General features: G+C 59.7%; 13 protein-coding genes and 1 pseudogene. 5 read left to right on the plus strand and 9 right to left on the minus strand.

Annotated elements, in window-relative coordinates; all coding sequences use genetic code 11:
- Positions 1-21 precede the first annotated feature (21 nt).
- The 4 genes from AC07U5_RS04385 to ureG all read left to right on the plus strand — a co-directional run bounded on the left by AC07U5_RS04385 (position 22) and on the right by ureG (position 2,943).
- A complete protein-coding gene (locus tag AC07U5_RS04385; RefSeq protein ID WP_111850359.1) occupies positions 22-855 on the plus strand; it encodes a diguanylate cyclase in 834 nt (277 codons plus the stop codon).
- 198 nt (positions 856-1,053) lie between these two features.
- Positions 1,054-1,575 (plus strand): urease accessory protein UreE, encoded by a 522-nt coding sequence (gene ureE / locus AC07U5_RS04390; RefSeq protein WP_312807752.1) that lies wholly within the window; start codon positions 1,054-1,056, stop codon positions 1,573-1,575.
- 3 nt (positions 1,576-1,578) lie between these two features.
- Positions 1,579-2,250: an urease accessory protein UreF gene (locus AC07U5_RS04395; protein WP_494722377.1), complete on the plus strand. Its 672-nt coding sequence runs from the start codon at positions 1,579-1,581 to the stop codon at positions 2,248-2,250.
- Positions 2,251-2,331: 81 nt separating this feature from the next.
- Positions 2,332-2,943 (plus strand): urease accessory protein UreG, encoded by a 612-nt coding sequence (gene ureG / locus AC07U5_RS04400; protein ID WP_443265030.1) that lies wholly within the window; start codon positions 2,332-2,334, stop codon positions 2,941-2,943.
- A gap of 57 nt (positions 2,944-3,000) precedes the next feature.
- Here ureG and AC07U5_RS04405 read toward each other — a convergent pair whose 3' ends face one another.
- The 3 genes from AC07U5_RS04405 to AC07U5_RS04415 form a co-directional block, all read right to left on the minus strand.
- Positions 3,001-3,684, minus strand: coding sequence for a Crp/Fnr family transcriptional regulator (locus AC07U5_RS04405; protein WP_062598795.1), 684 nt, complete (start codon positions 3,682-3,684; stop codon positions 3,001-3,003).
- 439 nt (positions 3,685-4,123) lie between these two features.
- On the minus strand, positions 4,124-7,447 hold the full coding sequence (locus AC07U5_RS04410; RefSeq protein WP_494722378.1) for an efflux RND transporter permease subunit: 3,324 nt from the start codon (positions 7,445-7,447) through the stop codon (positions 4,124-4,126).
- A gap of 15 nt (positions 7,448-7,462) precedes the next feature.
- Complete coding sequence (locus AC07U5_RS04415) at positions 7,463-8,653, minus strand: efflux RND transporter periplasmic adaptor subunit (RefSeq protein WP_494722379.1); 1,191 nt, start codon at positions 8,651-8,653, stop codon at positions 7,463-7,465.
- Positions 8,654-9,216: 563 nt separating this feature from the next.
- Here AC07U5_RS04415 and AC07U5_RS04420 point away from each other — a divergent pair.
- A pseudogene (locus tag AC07U5_RS04420) lies at positions 9,217-9,522 on the plus strand (DUF2325 domain-containing protein); the annotation flags it as partial.
- A gap of 143 nt (positions 9,523-9,665) precedes the next feature.
- On the opposite strand, the gene AC07U5_RS04425 reads toward AC07U5_RS04420, so the two are convergent.
- From AC07U5_RS04425 to AC07U5_RS04450, 6 genes are all read right to left on the minus strand, one after another.
- Positions 9,666-10,994, minus strand: a complete 1,329-nt coding sequence (locus AC07U5_RS04425; RefSeq protein WP_494722380.1) for a GH1 family beta-glucosidase — start codon at positions 10,992-10,994, stop codon at positions 9,666-9,668.
- A gap of 87 nt (positions 10,995-11,081) precedes the next feature.
- Positions 11,082-12,605 (minus strand): ABC transporter substrate-binding protein, encoded by a 1,524-nt coding sequence (locus tag AC07U5_RS04430; RefSeq protein ID WP_494722381.1) that lies wholly within the window; start codon positions 12,603-12,605, stop codon positions 11,082-11,084.
- Positions 12,606-12,872: 267 nt separating this feature from the next.
- Positions 12,873-14,129: a DUF2254 domain-containing protein gene (locus AC07U5_RS04435; protein ID WP_494722382.1), complete on the minus strand. Its 1,257-nt coding sequence runs from the start codon at positions 14,127-14,129 to the stop codon at positions 12,873-12,875.
- Positions 14,130-14,307: 178 nt separating this feature from the next.
- A complete protein-coding gene (locus AC07U5_RS04440) occupies positions 14,308-14,676 on the minus strand; it encodes a DUF423 domain-containing protein (protein ID WP_494722383.1) in 369 nt (122 codons plus the stop codon).
- A complete protein-coding gene (locus AC07U5_RS04445; protein WP_130979259.1) occupies positions 14,673-15,074 on the minus strand; it encodes a group II truncated hemoglobin in 402 nt (133 codons plus the stop codon). Before AC07U5_RS04445 ends, AC07U5_RS04440 begins: the two co-directional genes overlap by 4 nt.
- Before the next feature lie 113 nt (positions 15,075-15,187).
- Complete coding sequence (locus tag AC07U5_RS04450) at positions 15,188-16,603, minus strand: phosphomannomutase (protein WP_494722384.1); 1,416 nt, start codon at positions 16,601-16,603, stop codon at positions 15,188-15,190.
- Positions 16,604-16,788: the final 185 nt, after the last annotated feature.

The following is a 16,788-nucleotide window of genomic DNA, read 5'->3' on the forward strand; positions in this document are numbered from 1 at the left end:
CCTTATGGAGGTAAGAGGCTGATGGCTGACGGGTTCGCAAAGTTTATCTCGCTCGATATGAGCCTCAGCGATCAAGGCCGGGGCCAGACGCTGCGAAGCTTTGCGATGAAAATGGTGTTCATCTCCATATCCTTGTCCATCGTGATCAGTCTGGCCGTCATTTTGATCGGTTCCGCGTTGGGGCTTCTTCCCGTTCCGCTTGCGGAAGCTGTTTCCTATAGTATCGCCATGGGCTGGATCGTCGGCGGCCTGGTGGCCGGAATTCTTTGCACGGTTCTTGCCAAAGCGATCCTTCAGTTGCGGGAATCGCAGGCGGAGTTTGAGCGGCTGAGCCGCACCGATACGCTCTCGGGACTGGCCAATCGCCGCGCCTTCAACCAGGAATTCGAAGAGATTCAGAACAACGCCTCGCTTGCGATCTTCGATCTCGACCGCTTCAAGTCGATCAATGACAATTTCGGCCACAGCGCTGGCGATCTGGTGATCAAGCGTGTTGCCCGGGCAATAGAGGATGTCTTCGGCGATTTCCACTGTGTCGCAAGGCTCGGCGGCGAAGAGTTCGGCGTGATTGTCTGTGGCGGAGAGCGCAAGGATCGCGTCGCGCTGATCGAAATGGCGCGTGTCCGCGTGGCCTGTCTTTCCGTCAATTTCGAAGGCAATCTGTTGCAGACGACGGTTTCCGTCGGCATTGCCGAAATCGAGCCATCGCGATCGAAGCACGATACTTTCGCCTTGGCCGACAAGGCGCTCTATATCGCCAAGGCCGCCGGGCGCAATCGCCTTTGCCATAGCGATGGATTTGCCCGCGTGGAGCGTAACGAGACAGTTGGCATGGCCCTCCAGGCGGCATCCTGAGCCGAAGTGAACGCGGTGCCGCCGTCACTCCATGAGGCGCATTTGTGCTTGCTATACGCTTGAGATTTTGAATCCACGCATCGTGCATCTGCGAAAATCAGTTCCGATTTTCGGGCCGATGCTGTAGCGGCTTGCAATCCCCCATCCCATCCGGCAAGACTCATCGCTTGAAGCAATACAGTCAGGCCGGACAACTCCATGTTACGTGTTCAATCCTATCTCCCCGCAGGCACACACGCCGATGAGCCGAGCGGCTATGTCACCCTTGCCCATGACCAGAGACATTTGAGACGCAAGTTGTTGCATCTCCAGAATGACGAGATGGTCATGCTGGACTTGAAGGAGGCCGTGCTGTTTGCCCATGGCGATCTGCTGGTCGTCGAAAACGGCGATCTGGTGGAGGTGCGCGCAGCCAATGAGAAGCTGTTCGAGATCTCCGCAAAGAGCCCGCTGCATCTGATCGAGCTTGCCTGGCACCTCGGCAATCGCCATCTGTCGGCGCAAATCGAGGAAGATCGTATTCTCATCCTGCGCGATCACGTCATCCGCGCCATGCTTGAGGGTCTTGGTGCAACGGTGCGGGATGTGGAAGAACCCTTCCAACCGGCCCGCGGCGCCTATCATGCACATGGTGGGCATTCGCATGGCAGCCATTCCCATGGGGATCACGGGCATGGCGATCATGGACACGGCAGCCACGGCCACCACCATCACGATTGACGCATGATGCCGAAACGCAATGTGGATAGCCTGCTCAGACTGCTGGCCTGGATGTCGCCTGCCTTTCCGGTTGGCGCCTTTTCCTATTCAGGTGGTCTTGAAAGCGCTGTTGCGGACCGCCGCATTACCGATGCTGAAAGTCTCAGCGACTGGATTGGGCTTTCACTCCATCGTGGAACGTTGTGGAACGACGCAGTTTCGTTGTGCCAGGCCTGGAACGGCTTTGCCGACGACTCCCTGCTCAACGAGACTGCCGAACTGTCGCGGGCTCTCGCGGGTTCGGCGGAGCGCTATCGCGAGACGGTTCTCCTGGGCGATGCCTTTGTGGAGGCTGCGCGCGCCTGGCCGTCCCTAGTCTTCGACAGGCTGCCGGCCTCGCCAACCTATCCGGTTGCGGTGGGTGCAGTTGCCGCCGCGCATGACATTGCACTTGAGGATATTCTCGCCGCCTATCTGCATTCCGGCCTGTCGCAACTGATTTCCGCAGGCATCCGTCTTGGTGTCGCGGGGCAGAAGGACGGTGTTGCGATCCTGGCAAGGCTAGAGGAGGCGGTGGGAGAGATTGCAAGCCGAGCCTCTACCGCCACGCTCGATGATCTCGGATCGGCCGCCATCATTGCCGATACGGCCCCCATGCGCCATGAGGTGCAGGGAACGCGGCTCTTCCGCTCCTGACCGCCTCCCTTTACTTTGGTGTTGATGAGGCAGGCGTGAGACCGCTATGGTCGGCCAAACACATCCAGAAGGGAAGTAGGCATGAAATCGGGAAATGGGCCGCTCAGGGTTGGTATTGGCGGGCCTGTCGGTTCCGGCAAGACGGCGTTGACGGAAAAGCTGTGCAAGGCGATGAGCTCTGAATTCTCCGTCGCCGTCGTCACCAATGACATCTACACCAAGGAAGATGCCGAAGCGCTGGTGCGGATGCAGGCGCTGCCATCGGAGCGCATCGTCGGCGTGGAAACCGGTGGCTGCCCGCACACGGCGATCCGTGAAGATGCGACGATCAATCTTCAGGCGATTGCCGGTTTGAACGAGCGGTTCCCCGATCTCGACGTGGTCTTCATCGAATCGGGCGGCGACAATCTTGCGGCCACCTTCTCTCCCGATCTGGCCGACATCACCATCTATGTCATCTCCGTCTGCCAAGGCGAGGAAATCCCGCGCAAGGGCGGGCCAGGCATCACCCGTTCCGACCTTCTGGTGATCAACAAGAAGGATCTGGCACCTTATGTCGGTGCCGATCTTGAGGTGATGGACAGCGATGCCAGCCGCATGCGCAAGGACATGCCCTTCTTCTTCACCGACATGAAGCGCGGCGAGGGCATCGACCGCATCGTCGGCTTTCTGAAGCAGCAGGGCGGCTTGTGAAAGGATCAGCCTATGGAAGGCCCGGTCCGCTTTGATACTTCCACGGCTTAGTCCGGGTCATAGCCTGTTGAGGGCCGCCGGGTCTTTGATGTGGATAACGCGTCCGCGCACGCTGACGCCGCAGCTTTTCAGAGTGGAGAAGGCGCGCGAGAGCGCTTCGGGTGCAAGGCCGAGCTTGCCCGCTAGCACGCTTTTCTGAAATGGCAGGCGCAGCGAATAGGAGCCATTGTCCGTCGGCGCCTGGGTCGCCAGGTAATGCGCCACGCGTTGAGGCGCTGTCTGCAACCGGTCATTGGCGACGCAATCCATGACTTTCAGATTGTTTTTCGACAGGGTTTCGATCATGGCCCGCGCCACTGTCGGGTCTGCTTCGAGCATCGCCCTGATACGCGACAGTTCCAGCCTTGCCAGCAGGCAGCATTCGGTGGTCTGGGCGCTGTAGCGGTGGTTTCCGGTCTCGAAGATCATGCAGTCGTTGAAGGTTTCGCCTGGACTGCAGATGCGAATATCGGCCTCGCGCCCGTCGCGACTGGTGCGAAACAGGCGTACATGGCCGTTCAATACGTAATAGAGATATTCCGCGGCACTCGCCTCGGTGAAGAGCACATGACGGGAGGGTAGCGTCAAAAGCGACGCGGCATCGATGACCGACCGCGCCGATGTCTCGCTCATGGGAGACAGAAGGTCACTGCGAATGAGAAGGGCTTTGTCCCTGTTGGTCAGTTTCTCGATCTTGCTCACGCTCGTCCCCCGGAACCATAACCATCTGCGCGTCCGTCTCGTCAGGTCGATTGGGAGAGGCGCGAACCTTAGGCCATGGATGTTGTCATGGGGAGAGGATAGCCGGTTCTGTAGAGGCTAAATTGATTTCGATCAAACTTTGATGAAATTTGAGGAGCGTATTTCTTCGAAGTGATACTGCTTGCTGCGTAGATGAAGCCGTCGAAAGAGGATCGACGTTTTACCTTTTCAATCTAAGTATCGTGCTTTCCGAAAATCGAGTTCGATTTTTCGGGCCGATGCTGTAGTGGGATCGTTGATCCAAGCGCTATGCTTGTCACGACTTGTGGATGGTCTGATCAAGTCCGACCATGACGACGGAGAGGTTTAATTTCCCATTATAGACGAGAACGCCGGGTACATGGCCCGGCGTCTTTGGTTCGATTCAACTGCGTTGCGGCTACTCAGCCGCGAGAGGTGGAAGTCGAAGCACGTTGTCGGATTTGCCATTGCGGTTGTCCTTCGGCGCATTCTTTTCCACCGCTGCGATACGCTCCTCCATGGAAGCGATAGCTTCGCTGTTTTCCCGCGCGACGTTCGACAGTTCTTCCGATGACAGGATCGGGTGCTCTTCTTCCTTCTTGCCGACGAAGCGGCCGAACAGGTGAGAGAGCAGGCGCGACAGGTCGTCCATGATCAGGAAAAAGGCCGGGACGACGATCAGGGACAGAACCGTCGAGACGATGATGCCACCGATCACGGCGATTGCCATCGGCGCGCGGAATGAGCCGCCTTCGCCGACGCCGAGTGCGGATGGCAGCATGCCGGCCGACATGGCGATCGAGGTCATGATGATCGGACGGGCGCGCTTACGGCCGGCCTCCACCATGGCTTGAACGCGCTCCATGCCGTGGCGTCGCATCTCGATGGCGAAATCGACGAGCAGGATGGCGTTCTTGGTGACGATGCCCATCAGCATCAGAATGCCGATCAGAACCGGCATGGAGAGCGCGTTCTGCGTGACGATCAGCGCCACTGCCACACCTCCGATCGCAAGCGGCAGCGAGAAGAGAATGGTGAAGGGCTGGATGACGTCCTTGAAGAGCAGGATAAGAACGACGAGAACCAGCAGTAGGCCGAGCAGCATGGCGTTGACGAAGCCTTGCTGCATTTCACCTTGGACCTTGGCATCGCCGCTTTCCGCCAGGCGAACCGTTGACGGAAGCTTTGTTTCTTCGACGATCCGTTTGAACTCATTCGTCGAGGTATCGAGTGCCGTGCCGAAGGGGACATCGGAGCCGATGGTGACAACGCGGTTGCGGTCGTTGCGCTTGATGGAGCTCGGGCCTTCCGAATAGTCGATATCGGCCACGCTATAGAGTGGCACGGTTGCGCCCGACGCAGTCTTGATCTTCAGCGCGCGGATTGCGGCCAGATCGCGCCGCACATCGAGCGAGGTCTGGACGCGGATCGGGATCTGCCGGTCATCCAGTGAGATCTTCGTCAACTGCGCATCGATATCGCCGATGGTGGCAACGCGCACGGTCTGCGAAATCTGCTGTGGCGTGATGCCGAGGCGGGCGATTTCATCCTTGCGCGGGCGGATCTGCAGTTCGGGACGCGGCAAGGCACCTTCCGAGCTGACATTGGCGAGGATCGGTGAGGCGCGCAGGCGTGATTCCAGAATGCCGATGGCCTGGCTCAGGTCTTCCTCGCTGGAGGAGAGAAAATTGAATGCAAGTTCGCGTTCCGCGCGGTCGTTGAGCTTGATGATGCGGACATCCGGGATGTCGTGAACGCTGGCGAAGATGTCGCGCTCCACATCCCATTGTGGCCGGGTTCTGCCATTTTCTTCGATCTTTGGCAGATGAGGACCGATCAGCGGAAGGGAGCCGAAACCCTGATTGACGATGGTCTTCAGCAGCGAGTGGTCGATCTTCTTCAAGATGACGCGCACCGTCGCACGGCGCAGTTCAAGATCACCCTTGGGGGACGCGCCGCCGAGGATGAAGACGCTTTCCACGCCGTCGATGCCCTTGATGGCGTCATTGATCTTGGCAGTCGTGGCGTCGGTCTCGTCGAGCGTCGCATTGGGCGGAAGCTCGATCGACAGCACGACGCGCGAGGAGTCGTCCGGCGGCAGGAAGCTGCCGGGTACCTGGGCGAGCAGCATCAGCGAGGCGACGAGGAAGCCGATCGCACCGAGCAGGGTGAGATAGCGCGCCCACCATCTGCGGGTCGTGCCCGTCACCATGCGCGTATAGGCCTTCATCAAGCGACCGTCATTATCGTGATGATCGTCGACGGCATCGTCGGCACGCATCAGATAGGCGGCCATCAGCGGCGTGATCAGACGCGCCACCATCAGCGAGAAGAAGACGGAGAAGGCGACGGTCAGGCCGAACTGGATGAAGTACTGGCCGGGAATGCCGGGCATGAAGGAGACGGGGACGAAAACCGCGATGATGGTGAAGCTGGTAGCGATCACCGCAAGGCCGATTTCATCGGCAGCTTCAAGTGCTGCGCGATAGGGCGTCTTGCCCATCTTGATGTGTCGCGAGATGTTTTCCACCTCCACGATCGCATCATCGACGAGAATACCGGTTGCCAGCGTCAGAGCCAGGAAGCTGACAAGGTTCAGCGAGAAGCCGAGCAGATCCATCACCCAGAAGGTGGGGATGGCCGAGAGCGGCAGCGCGACGGCCGCAATCAGCGTGGCGCGCCAGTTGCGCAGGAAGAGCAGCACGACGATGACGGCGAGGATCGAGCCTTCCATCAGCGTGTGAAGGGCGGCCTCGTAGTTTCCATAGGTGAAATAGACCGAGTCATCCACCATCTGGATGGCGACATCCGGATGGTCTGTGCGCACCTTGTCGAGGTTCTGCGCCACGGTTTCGGACACCGTCACTTCGCTGGCGCCCTTGGCGCGGAAGACGGCGAAGGTGACGGCGGGATTGCCGTTGAAGCGCGAGAAGGACTTCGGCTCCTCATACGTATCGGTCACTCTTCCGAGTTCCGACAGCTTGACGAAGTTGCCGTTCGGTAGCGCGATCGTCGTATTGGAAAGCTCCGCCACGTTGCGGGCGTCGCCGAGCGTGCGGATCGTCTGTTCGTTCCCGCCGACCTGACCACGGCCGGAGCCCAGATCGATATTGGTACCGCGCAGCTGGTTGTTCACCTCGGCTGCGGTAATGCCATAGGCATCGAGCTTCGACGGGTTGAGCGACACACGCACTTCGCGGTCAGCACCACCGTAGCGGTCGATCTTGCCGACGCCCGGCTGGCCCTGGAGTGCGCGCTTGATGGTGTCATCCACGAACCAGGAAAGCTCTTCCAGCGTCATGTTCGGCGAGGAGACCGCAAAGGTCTGGATCGCCTGACCTTCAACGTCGATCTTGCTGACGACAGGCTCTTCGATGCCGGCGGGCAGATTGGAGCGGATCTTGTCGATCGCATCCTTGGTGTCCTGCACGGCCTCTTCGGTCGGCTTTTCGATCCGGAAGAGAACGGTTGTCAGCGACTGACCGTCGGTCACGGTGGACTGGATTTCATCGATGCCGCTGATCGAGGCGACGGCATCTTCCACTTCCTTCGTCACCTGCGCCTCCAGTTCGGAAGGCGAGGCGCCGCTCTGCGTGACCGTGATGGCGACGACGGGAACGTCGATATTGGGGAAGCGGGTGATGGGAAGGTCGTAGAATGCCTTGATGCCAAGGAAGAGCAGCAGCGCGAAGGCAAGCAGCGGCGCAATTGGATTGCGGATGGACCATGCAGAGAAGTTCATGGTTGTGCCTTCGCTTTAGTTCGAGGCCGCGGCAGCAGCCGGAACCGGGTTGATCTTGTCACCGTCGCGGACAAAAGCGCCTGCCTTCTCCACGACCTTGTCGCCCTGCGACAGGCCTTGTTTGATTTCCACAAAGCCGGAATCCTGAATGCCGGTTTCGATCTTCACCTGCCTGATGAAACCGTTTTCGACCTTGCGCGAGGTGGAGCCGTCACGCCCCGAGGTAACAGCCGACAGGGGGAGGGCCAGCGCATTGGCGGAAGCAACGACGATTTCGGCATTGGCATACATGCCGGCGCGCGCCGGGCTATTGGCGGGAAGCACGATATGGACTGCGCCGAGGCGTGTGGTCGGATCCACCGTCGGAGAGACGATGCGCACGGTGCCCTCGATCTTCTGGCGGCCGCCGGCGACGGTGAGGCGCGCCTTCTGGCCGACCTCGACCTTTTGAATATCGGTCTCCGACAGGTCGGCGACGAGCTCGATCGCGCCATCCCGGATGATGGTGAAGAGGGGGTTGCCCGACCCGCTGGCAATGGCGCCGATGCGGGCATTCTTGGCGGAAATGACGCCGGCGACGGGCGTCTTGACGCCGGTGCGGGCGAGCTTCAGATCGATATCTTCGATCTGCGCATCCACCACCTTGATATCGGCTTCACCGACCGTCACGGTCTGCCTGGCTGCCTCGAGGCGCGCCTTGGCGACATCTGCTGCCGCTGCCGTCTGCTCCACCTGGGATACGGAGCCGGAGCCGGACTGGCCAAGGCGGGCGGCGCGATCCTTCTGGCGCACGGCGTCATCCAGATTGGCCTGGGCTTCGATCACCTGCGCCTTGCTCTGGGCAACGCCTGCCTCGGCTTTCGCCCGGTTGGCTTCCAGCTGGCTCTTTTGCAAAAGCAGGCTGTCGCGGGAAAGCTCGGCGAGAACCGCACCTGCCTCCACCTTGTCGCCCACATCGACATTGAGCTTGTCGAGGGCAAGGCCCTCTACCTGCGGCTGGACATAAATCTCGTCCACCGGGCGAATGGTGCCGGTGGCAATCACGCGGTCCACGAGATCGCGCTTTGCCACCTCCGTCACCACGATGGCGGGCAGGTTGTTGCGGCTTGCCTGCACGGGTTCACCTTCTGCCTGAGCCACTGTCTGAAGAGTGGAGCCGAGAAGAAGAAGGGCAGTAAAACCTGCAATCGGTGCGATGCGCTGCATATATTTGTCCGTCTACAGTGGGTCGCGCGATGATCATGCGCCGTCGTCGGCGCCGGTCATCTTCGGCGAGAAGTGCATGCGATATTCATTAGACTCTTCTACGATATCAGCCTCCATCCGGTTTACCTGACCGCGATGTCGGCGATATTACGCAAGCGTGTCCCATTCCCCTGATGCACGCTTTGTAAAAGCTCTGGTGAGAGGAATGTAAATGCGAGATCGCTACTTTTCAATCCGTCTAGCCGATGGCCCGGCTATACATTTTTGAATATCTTTTTGATGGGTGGCCGAAGGGTTCATCTGCACTCACGTACCAGCCTATCAGGAATTTCCGCGCCGTGCGTAGCATGTTTGAGAAAAACATGACGATTATCATCAACTTTATTCTTTACTCTAAAACTCATCTTTAATATCGTGCTCTCCAAGAACCGGCAGAGGGCCGGGTTTCAACGGCAAGGTGAGGCATGGCGCGGAAAGAAAAGAAGAAGGCAGTTCGGGGCAAGCAGGATGATCGCTCTCAATCGCCGGACACGTCCGTACAACAGCAGGCACCTTCCGGTCCGAAGAGCTTTCTCTATGTCGGCGGGCGCGACTGCCAGGTGGCGCATCTGCGCCAGATCGCCAGCAATTTCGATGCCGAACTGATCCACCATGACGGGGGCTTGCGTGAAGCGGTTTCGCGCATCGACACGCTGCTGCCGTCGGTCGACTGCGTCTTCTGCCCCATCGACTGTATCAGCCACGACGCGTGCCTGCGCGTCAAATCCGGCTGCAAGAAGTTCGGCAAGACCTTCATCCCGTTGCGCAACGGCAGCAAGTCCAGCCTCGAGCGGGCGCTGCAGACGATGAATGAGCGCGGTGCGAATTAAGGGATGATGCGGCCCCGGATGAGGTCTGCAGGTACCCCTACTATCGAGTCGTAAAAATAGTAGATCCTCGCCTCAAGGGCGAGGATGACGGAGGAGAGGTCTGAGGCTGATCGTGCCCACCTCGACGTGGCGAAAAATGGTATCTACAAAGCGTTCTTCCGGATCACATCGCTCAGCCAGTGATATGACGCCTTCGGAATACGCTGCAGTGTCGGGTAGTCGACATAGACCAGACCGAAGCGTTTGGAATAGCCGCGGCCCCATTCGAAATTGTCCATCAGCGACCAGGCGAAATAGCCTTTGATATCGTGGCCCTCTTCGAGCGCGTCGAGAAGAACGTTCAGGTAGCCTTCGAAATAGGCGATGCGATCCTTGTCGATGACCTTGCGATCCGGGCCGAGCGCGTCCGGATAGGAGGCGCCGTTTTCGGTGATGTAGATGGTCGGCTTGTTGTAGCGGTCGCTGGTATCGCGGATCTGTTCGAGGAAGGCCTGCGGATCGACGACCCAGTTGACATCGGTGAGCGGACCCATGCCGGTGGGCGGGGCGGTCTCGGCAACGCCGAAGGTCGTGTTCTTGTTGGGGCCGACGAAGACCGGATTGTAGTGGTTGAGGCCGAAGAAATCCATTGTCTGGCTGATATCGGCCATGTCGTCGCCAAGAATGAACGGCTCCATCTGCTTGGCGATCGGCTCTGGATAGGTGCCGAGCCACAGGGGATCGACGGTCACGCGGCGCCAGAGGCAATCGCCCAGAATGCGGGCTTCCTCGTGGGCCGCGTCGTCGTAATGCGGACGCACCGGCCCGAGCGAGACGATGTTGCCGACTTCCGCCTTGGGCGCTTCGGCGCGAACGGCCTTGACCGAGTAACCATGGGCAAGGTTCAGCGTGTGGATGGCCTGCAGGCTGTCCTGGTAGGACTGCTTGCCCGGCGCGTGACGGCCGACATTATAGGCGACCCAGGGAATGACGTTCGGTTCGTTGATGGGCGCAAAGCGTTTGACGCGGTCGCCAAAGTAGCGGGCAATCGTCGCGGCGTAATCGGCAAAAATCTTCGGTGTTTCGCGCGAGCGCCAGCCGCCCTTTTCTTCCACCGCCACCGGCATGTCCCAGTGATGCAGGCAAATCCACGGCTCGATGCCTTCATGCAGCAGAAGGTCTATGACGCGGTCGTAGAAATCGAGCCCGCGCTGGTTCACCTGGCCGGAGCCCTGCGGGAAAATGCGCGGCCATGCGGTCGACAGGCGATAGGCGCCGACGCCAAGACCGCTCATCAGGCCGATATCTTCCGGATAGCGGTGGTAGTGGTCGCAGGCGATATCCGCCGTCTCGCCATTGGTGGTGCGGCCCGGCGTGTGGGCATAGACATCCCAGACACTCTGACCGCGGCCATCCTTGTTGACGGCGCCTTCGGTCTGGAAGGCGGAGGCGGCGACGCCCCAGAGAAAGTCCTTGGGAAAAGAACGCGTCATGACAGGTGCTCATTATCGATGAAGGAGGCTAGCGGCGTGCCCCGCACAGGATGCGGGACACGTGTCTTCTTGGGAGGAGAGTTGACCTCAGTTGCCGGTGCTGACATTCCAGAAATACGGCCAAGGGGATGGCTTGAAATCCTTGAGTGTCTTCTTCTTCGAGCTCAGCGCATTGAAATCGCCGACCTTGTAAACCGGGGCTTCCTCATAGAAGACCTTCTGAATTTCGGCGAAGAGGGCCTTGCGCTTTTCCGGATCGGATTCCGCAATGAAGGGCTCGACTGCTGCCGCCTTGGCAGGCGTTGACCACCAGCCGGGATAGCTGTCGGACATCCAGCCGTTGAGGATCGGCTCCGGCGGGAAGGGGCCGTGGGTGATGAAGATGTCCCACAGTTTCGGATCGGCCCGGCGGGTGGTCAGCGTTGCCCAGTCGAAGACGCCAAGCTCGACCTTGAAGCCGGCGGCCTTCAGATACTCGGCCGCCACCTGCGCCATCTTGTAATGGAACTCGTATTGGCGGCTGGTCAGGATGCGGATCGGCTTTTCACCGTCATAACCGGCCTTCTTGGCCATGGCTGCTGCCGCTTCGGGATTGCCCGCGCCATAACGCTCGATGCCCTCTTCCGTATGCCACGTATAGCCCTGCGGATAGAGCGCGCCATCGACGGCGAAGAATTCCGGATTGCCGAAGGCGGCCAGCAGCATGTCTTCCGGGTTCAGCGCGGCCTGGATGGCGTGGCGCATCTCCTTGTTGGCAAGCACGCCTTCCTTGGTGTTCATCACCATGACTGGCGCACCATAGGGCTTCAGCACCACAGGCTCCGAAGCCTGCGACGCCTTCAGGCGGTCGAAGGTCTCAGGCGGCAGGGAGTCCGCATAGTCGAACTGTCCGGAGACCGCGCCTTCGAGGCGGGTATTGGCATCGGGAACCGGCACGAAGCGGACTTCATCGAGAATGGCCTTGCGCGCTCCGCCAAAGCCGTTGGCCGCTTCAGACCGCGATTGGTAGCCATCGAAGCGGACGAGCTGGATATACTGGTCGGCCTTGCGTTCTTTCAGCATATAGGGGCCGGTGCCGATGGTCTTGGTCAGCGGGTCTTCGGCAAGGTTTGCCTTCGGCATGATGACGGCGGCGGAATTGTTGAAGGCGAGAAGCGAGAGCAACGGCGCGTAGGGCTTGTTCAGCACGATCTGAATGCTGTCATCACCCTTGGCGGTGACCGAACTCAGATAAGGTGCGACCTGCTTGCCGCGTGATGCGATCTTGGCCCAGCGTTCGATCGAGGCGACGACATCGGCGGACGTCATGGTGGAGCCGTCATGAAACTTGATGCCCTTGCGAAGCGCGATGTCATAGGTCTTGCCGTCGGCGGAAACGGTCGGCATTCCCTCGGCCAGCAGCGGAACGACGTTCCATTCGGCATCGAAGGTGAAGAGCGTTTCGAAGATGTGCTGCGTGATCATGCCCACCACATCGGCTGTCGATGCCATCGGGTCGAGTGTGGGCGGTTCACCGATCGTCGCGACATTGACGACGCCGCTGGCAAAACTCGGCGTTGACATGGCGGGCAGCAAGAACAAGGAGGCTGCAAGCAAAGTGCGTTTGAGCATGACGTTCCCTCTTTTGAATCCACAATAATGGAATATGCGTTTTTATTGCGTCATACTGTAGCGGGATGATGAGCGTTGTCAAATGCGTTTGCGCGCACAGTCGCGTGTAAGCAACGTCACCTGAAAGTCATGGGGATCGACGCGAAACCACATGCGCGTTCTGGCAAAGACGCGCCGACACGTGGTCGTTACGGTCAAAGTGGATCGCTATCCATTTCACACGCCGAGCGAGGCGATCTCAGGATCGCCCTTGTCCGCTGCGCGGTCTTACGCCGGTCCCAACAGGCTTGCGATACGTCGAAGCTTGTCGAGGTCTTCTTCGATCATCGATGTTGCTTCGGCACGCTTGATTGCGCTTCTGGAATGCTGAACGGCAATGCGTTTGAACTCGGGATGGCGAAAACCGGAAAGGGTGATGAACGCCTTCTGCAATCGAATGCCGACTTCAAGGATCGCGGCGCCATCGCGGGCGAGCGGAATGAAGAGATCATCGAAGACATCTTCGAGCCTGATGGGCGCGACATGCAGGCGCGGATATTGCACGTCGATCTCGTCGGCGTGTTCATCCCAGACGGTCAGGAGACGCATATATCTCGAAATCAGATCGATCGCGGTGCCGGAATCGTTGATGGCTTGCGACAACGATCTGGACGCGATTTCAGCCAGAACCGCAGCACCGAAACGTGGGTCCTGATCGAAGGACCGGACATCGCCAATCGTGAATGCCGATGCTATGCGTTTTTGACCTTCTTCATCGACATCCCCGATGATCCAGGCCAGGGGAATATTGGGGGCAACCAGCTTGCCGGCGATCGCCACCACTGCGATGTCCACGTCAAGTTCTTCCGAAATTTGCCCGAGCGCACCGCCATCCACATGCTGGACATAGCCCACCTTCGGCTGGTGAACGGGCGTGTTCGGCGCGCTCAGCCTCGGATCATTGTCCTCCAGTTCCTTCCCACCCAGGCACGGGCTTTCTATCCAGGACCGTAAGGCCTCGATGGTGGCTTTCTCCACGCGCTCCGTCGTTTCCGTCACACGTCCAAGGCGTGAAAGGTGATCGATCCACCGAAGCAGGGTGACGATGATCAGAAGGATGACGCCGATCGTCACGACGAAAAGGATGACGCGGCCCTGGTCGCCATAGGCTCCGGTTGCAAGCGCGATAATGCCAACGAGGCTGAAGAGGAACGAGCCGACAAAGGTGGCCAGCACATTTTGCGTCGTGCTGTCTTCCATCACGAGCTTGGTGGCCCGTGGCGTGACGTTGTTCGTTGCCGCCGAATAGGCGGCGACCATCGTGCTCAATGAGAAGGTGGTCACTGTCAGCATGCTCGAGGCGATGATGCCGAGGATCTTGTCGACAGCGTCGGCACCGATCTTCGCGGGAAGCTCTGCCGGGATGTAGGAGGAGAAGGCGACGGCGAGAAGTGCGGTCACGACCCCTCCGACGGAGAACAACGTGGCCCTGAACCATATTCGCCGGACGATCTGGTTGAGCCACCACTGCCATTTCGATGTCATATAGCCCCCGCTCCATTGCAACCCGGTCGTCTACAATCGCCGACGATCCGGCCTCTTTCAGACGCTTTTCAGAGCGATAACGACGTCACGCGGAGGGCGTTCCGTAAAAGGAGTTGCAGCGCTTCTGGTAGGGCTGGACGCGTTTGCCGTGGTTTACGTGAGCCGCTATTTCGCGGTGCTAGTCCCGTGCGGATGGAAAAAAGGCCGCGGCTGCAAGCGCCAACCAGCCGAAGATCATGCCGCGACCGCCTGCGGGGGCGGCCATGGGAAAGAGGCTTTCACCGGCAAAATGCTTGGAGACGAGATCGCCGGCAAAGAGTGCGGTTCCAAGGCCAAGAAGAAGGGCAGTGGGCAGGGCGGTCTTGATGCGATCCCAACCAAGGTGGAGACCGAGGAGCACAGGCGCATGGGCAAGGCACATGGCAGACGCATTACCGAGCAGCACTGTCGCGCCCGTATGGGTGGCAGCGGCGGCAAGGGCGACGCCGGAGGCGCCGAGCACGCCGCTCAAAAACAGCGTCCCGGCTTTCACGATGCCCTGATTCATGGCTGCGCCTCTTCCTGGTTTTGCATGTGAAAGGCCAGTCTTTCCACCGGCGCCCAGATGATGTCCCGTAGCTTCGGGTTTTCGATCGTCTCATCCATGGCGCGGCGGAAACAGAGCAGCCACTCATCCCTTTCGCTTGCGCCGATCGGTGCGACGAAATGGCGGCGGCGCAGCATGGGGTGGCCGTATTTTTCCACATAGACCGGCGGTCCACCGAGATAGCCTGTCAGATAATCGTAAAACTTGCTTTCGCTGCCGGAAAGATCGGCGGGATGGATGGCGCGGCAATGGGCGGCTTCCGGCAATGTGTCCATCAGCTGATAGAAGCGGCGGGTGAGCGCCCGCACGGTGGCGTCTCCACCAATGGCTTCATAGAGAGTGATCGTATCGTCTGCCACGCCTTAGCCGTCTCCGTTTGCTCCGCTTTTGGCGCGTCCACAGGGAAAGTGCAAATGGAAAGGCCAGGATGCGGCAATTTGCGTTGCCGCATCCTGATGATCGTCAAAGACGATCAGCTGAAATTGCGGATGAGGTCGAGGCCCTGGTTCAGCAGCGCATTGGCCTCGCCTTCATTTGCCGCTTCCACATAGCAGCGCATTTCCGGGGCATTACCCGAGGGGCGGAAGTGGATGGTGTTGCCATTGGTCAGCGTCACCCGCAGGCCGTCGATATCGCTGGTGGACTGGACTGCGCCGACCGGCTTGAGGAACGCTTCGAGATTGCTGCGCGAGGCACGCAGGTGCTCCATCAGAGCCGAGCTCTTCTCCTGGGCGAAATCCTGCAGGCGGTCGGCGGCTGCGACCGGCAGCGAGTAGGCAGCAGCGACCTCGGACAGTGTCTTGCCTTCGCTTGCCTTCAATTGCAGTGTGGCGAGGATCGGCAGGAAGCAGTCACGGGTGGGAAGGGGCGCGATCTGCTTGCCGTGCAAGGTAAAGGGCGTTGCCGTCAGGAAGCCGCCATTGGCCTCGAAGCCGACCACGTGGTCGCGACCTTCCGACAGCGCATCGGCCATGCCGGCGATGACGAAGGGTGAGCCGACCTTGGTGCGCACCACCTTGAAGTCACCCGCCGCCTCGATGCCGGAATTGGAGGTGACCGGCGTGACGACGACGCCTGCTCTGAGAAAGTTCGAGGTAATGAGACCAATGAGATCGCCACGCAGCGGCGTGCCGGTTTCATCAGCAAGCAAAGGCCGGTCGCCATCGCCATCGGCGGAGACGATCGCATCCAGACCATGCTCCGGCGCCCAGGTCTTCAGCTTCTCCAGCGTGTCAGGAGAGACGGCTTCTGTATCGACCGGAATGAAGCTCTCCGAGCGGCCAAGCGGCACGACGTCGGCGCCGTAATGGGCCAGGACGTCGACGAAGAGATCGCGCGCCACGGTGCTGTGCTGATAGACGCCGATCTTCAGGCCTTTCAACGCATTCTCATGCAGAAGACCGATATTGCGCTCATAGAAGAGTTCGTTTGCCTCGCTGCCACGGCTTTCGCCCGTGCCTTCCTCAACGGTCAGCTCGTCCTGCTTCAGGCTTGCGGCCAGATCGGCAATCGCGGTTTCGTCCTGCTTGTCGATTTCGCCATCGGGGCGGTAGAACTTGATGCCGTTGCGGTCTGCGGGAATGTGAGAGCCGGTGATCATCAGGGCCGCTGCCTTGAGCGACAGGCCGTAAAGCGCCAGGGCCGGCGTCGGCAGCGCGCCGCAATCGAGCGGCTTGAGGCCGGCGGCCTTCAGCGCGCCAATGCAGCTTGCGGCAATCGCTGGGCTGGAGTCGCGAAAGTCCTGTCCGATCAGGATCGGGTCGCCTTGTTTTGCCAGGCCGGAGTTCAGAAGATGATGGGCGAAGGCTGTGGCGTAAAGGGCGGACGCCTTGCCCTTCAGATCTTCCGACAGGCCGCGCAGACCGCTCGTTCCAAACTTCAAACTCATCTCAAAAAAGCTCCTTGTTCAAAATCTATTCGAAGCCCGAGACGTGGGCTCACAGTTTTCTAACCCGGAACATGCGGCATTGATCCCGGCCTGTCATCAGGAAAGACGGTATTGCGTTAACGCGAAAGAGGCTTCGATCCCGTACAAATGGCTGCATATGGTGGCTTTTGCACACCATTTTGCTT

Source organism: Agrobacterium sp. GW821-FHT02D03, assembly GCF_059421725.1.

Bases quoted from the DNA above. Each gene is read 5' to 3' on its own strand.
- ureG (WP_443265030.1), top strand. From the start codon at position 2,332: ATGAAATCGGGAAATGGGCCGCTCAGGGTTGGTATTGGCGGGCCTGTC.
- ureE (WP_312807752.1), top strand. From the start codon at position 1,054: ATGTTACGTGTTCAATCCTATCTCCCCGCAGGCACACACGCCGATGAG.
- AC07U5_RS04415 (WP_494722379.1), bottom strand. From the start codon at position 8,653: ATGCAGCGCATCGCACCGATTGCAGGTTTTACTGCCCTTCTTCTTCTC.
- AC07U5_RS04425 (WP_494722380.1), bottom strand. From the start codon at position 10,994: ATGACGCGTTCTTTTCCCAAGGACTTTCTCTGGGGCGTCGCCGCCTCC.
- AC07U5_RS04430 (WP_494722381.1), bottom strand. From the start codon at position 12,605: ATGCTCAAACGCACTTTGCTTGCAGCCTCCTTGTTCTTGCTGCCCGCC.
- AC07U5_RS04440 (WP_494722383.1), bottom strand. From the start codon at position 14,676: ATGAATCAGGGCATCGTGAAAGCCGGGACGCTGTTTTTGAGCGGCGTG.
- AC07U5_RS04395 (WP_494722377.1), top strand. From the start codon at position 1,579: ATGATGCCGAAACGCAATGTGGATAGCCTGCTCAGACTGCTGGCCTGG.
- AC07U5_RS04385 (WP_111850359.1), top strand. From the start codon at position 22: ATGGCTGACGGGTTCGCAAAGTTTATCTCGCTCGATATGAGCCTCAGC.
- AC07U5_RS04450 (WP_494722384.1), bottom strand. From the start codon at position 16,603: ATGAGTTTGAAGTTTGGAACGAGCGGTCTGCGCGGCCTGTCGGAAGAT.
- AC07U5_RS04435 (WP_494722382.1), bottom strand. From the start codon at position 14,129: ATGACATCGAAATGGCAGTGGTGGCTCAACCAGATCGTCCGGCGAATA.
- AC07U5_RS04410 (WP_494722378.1), bottom strand. From the start codon at position 7,447: ATGAACTTCTCTGCATGGTCCATCCGCAATCCAATTGCGCCGCTGCTT.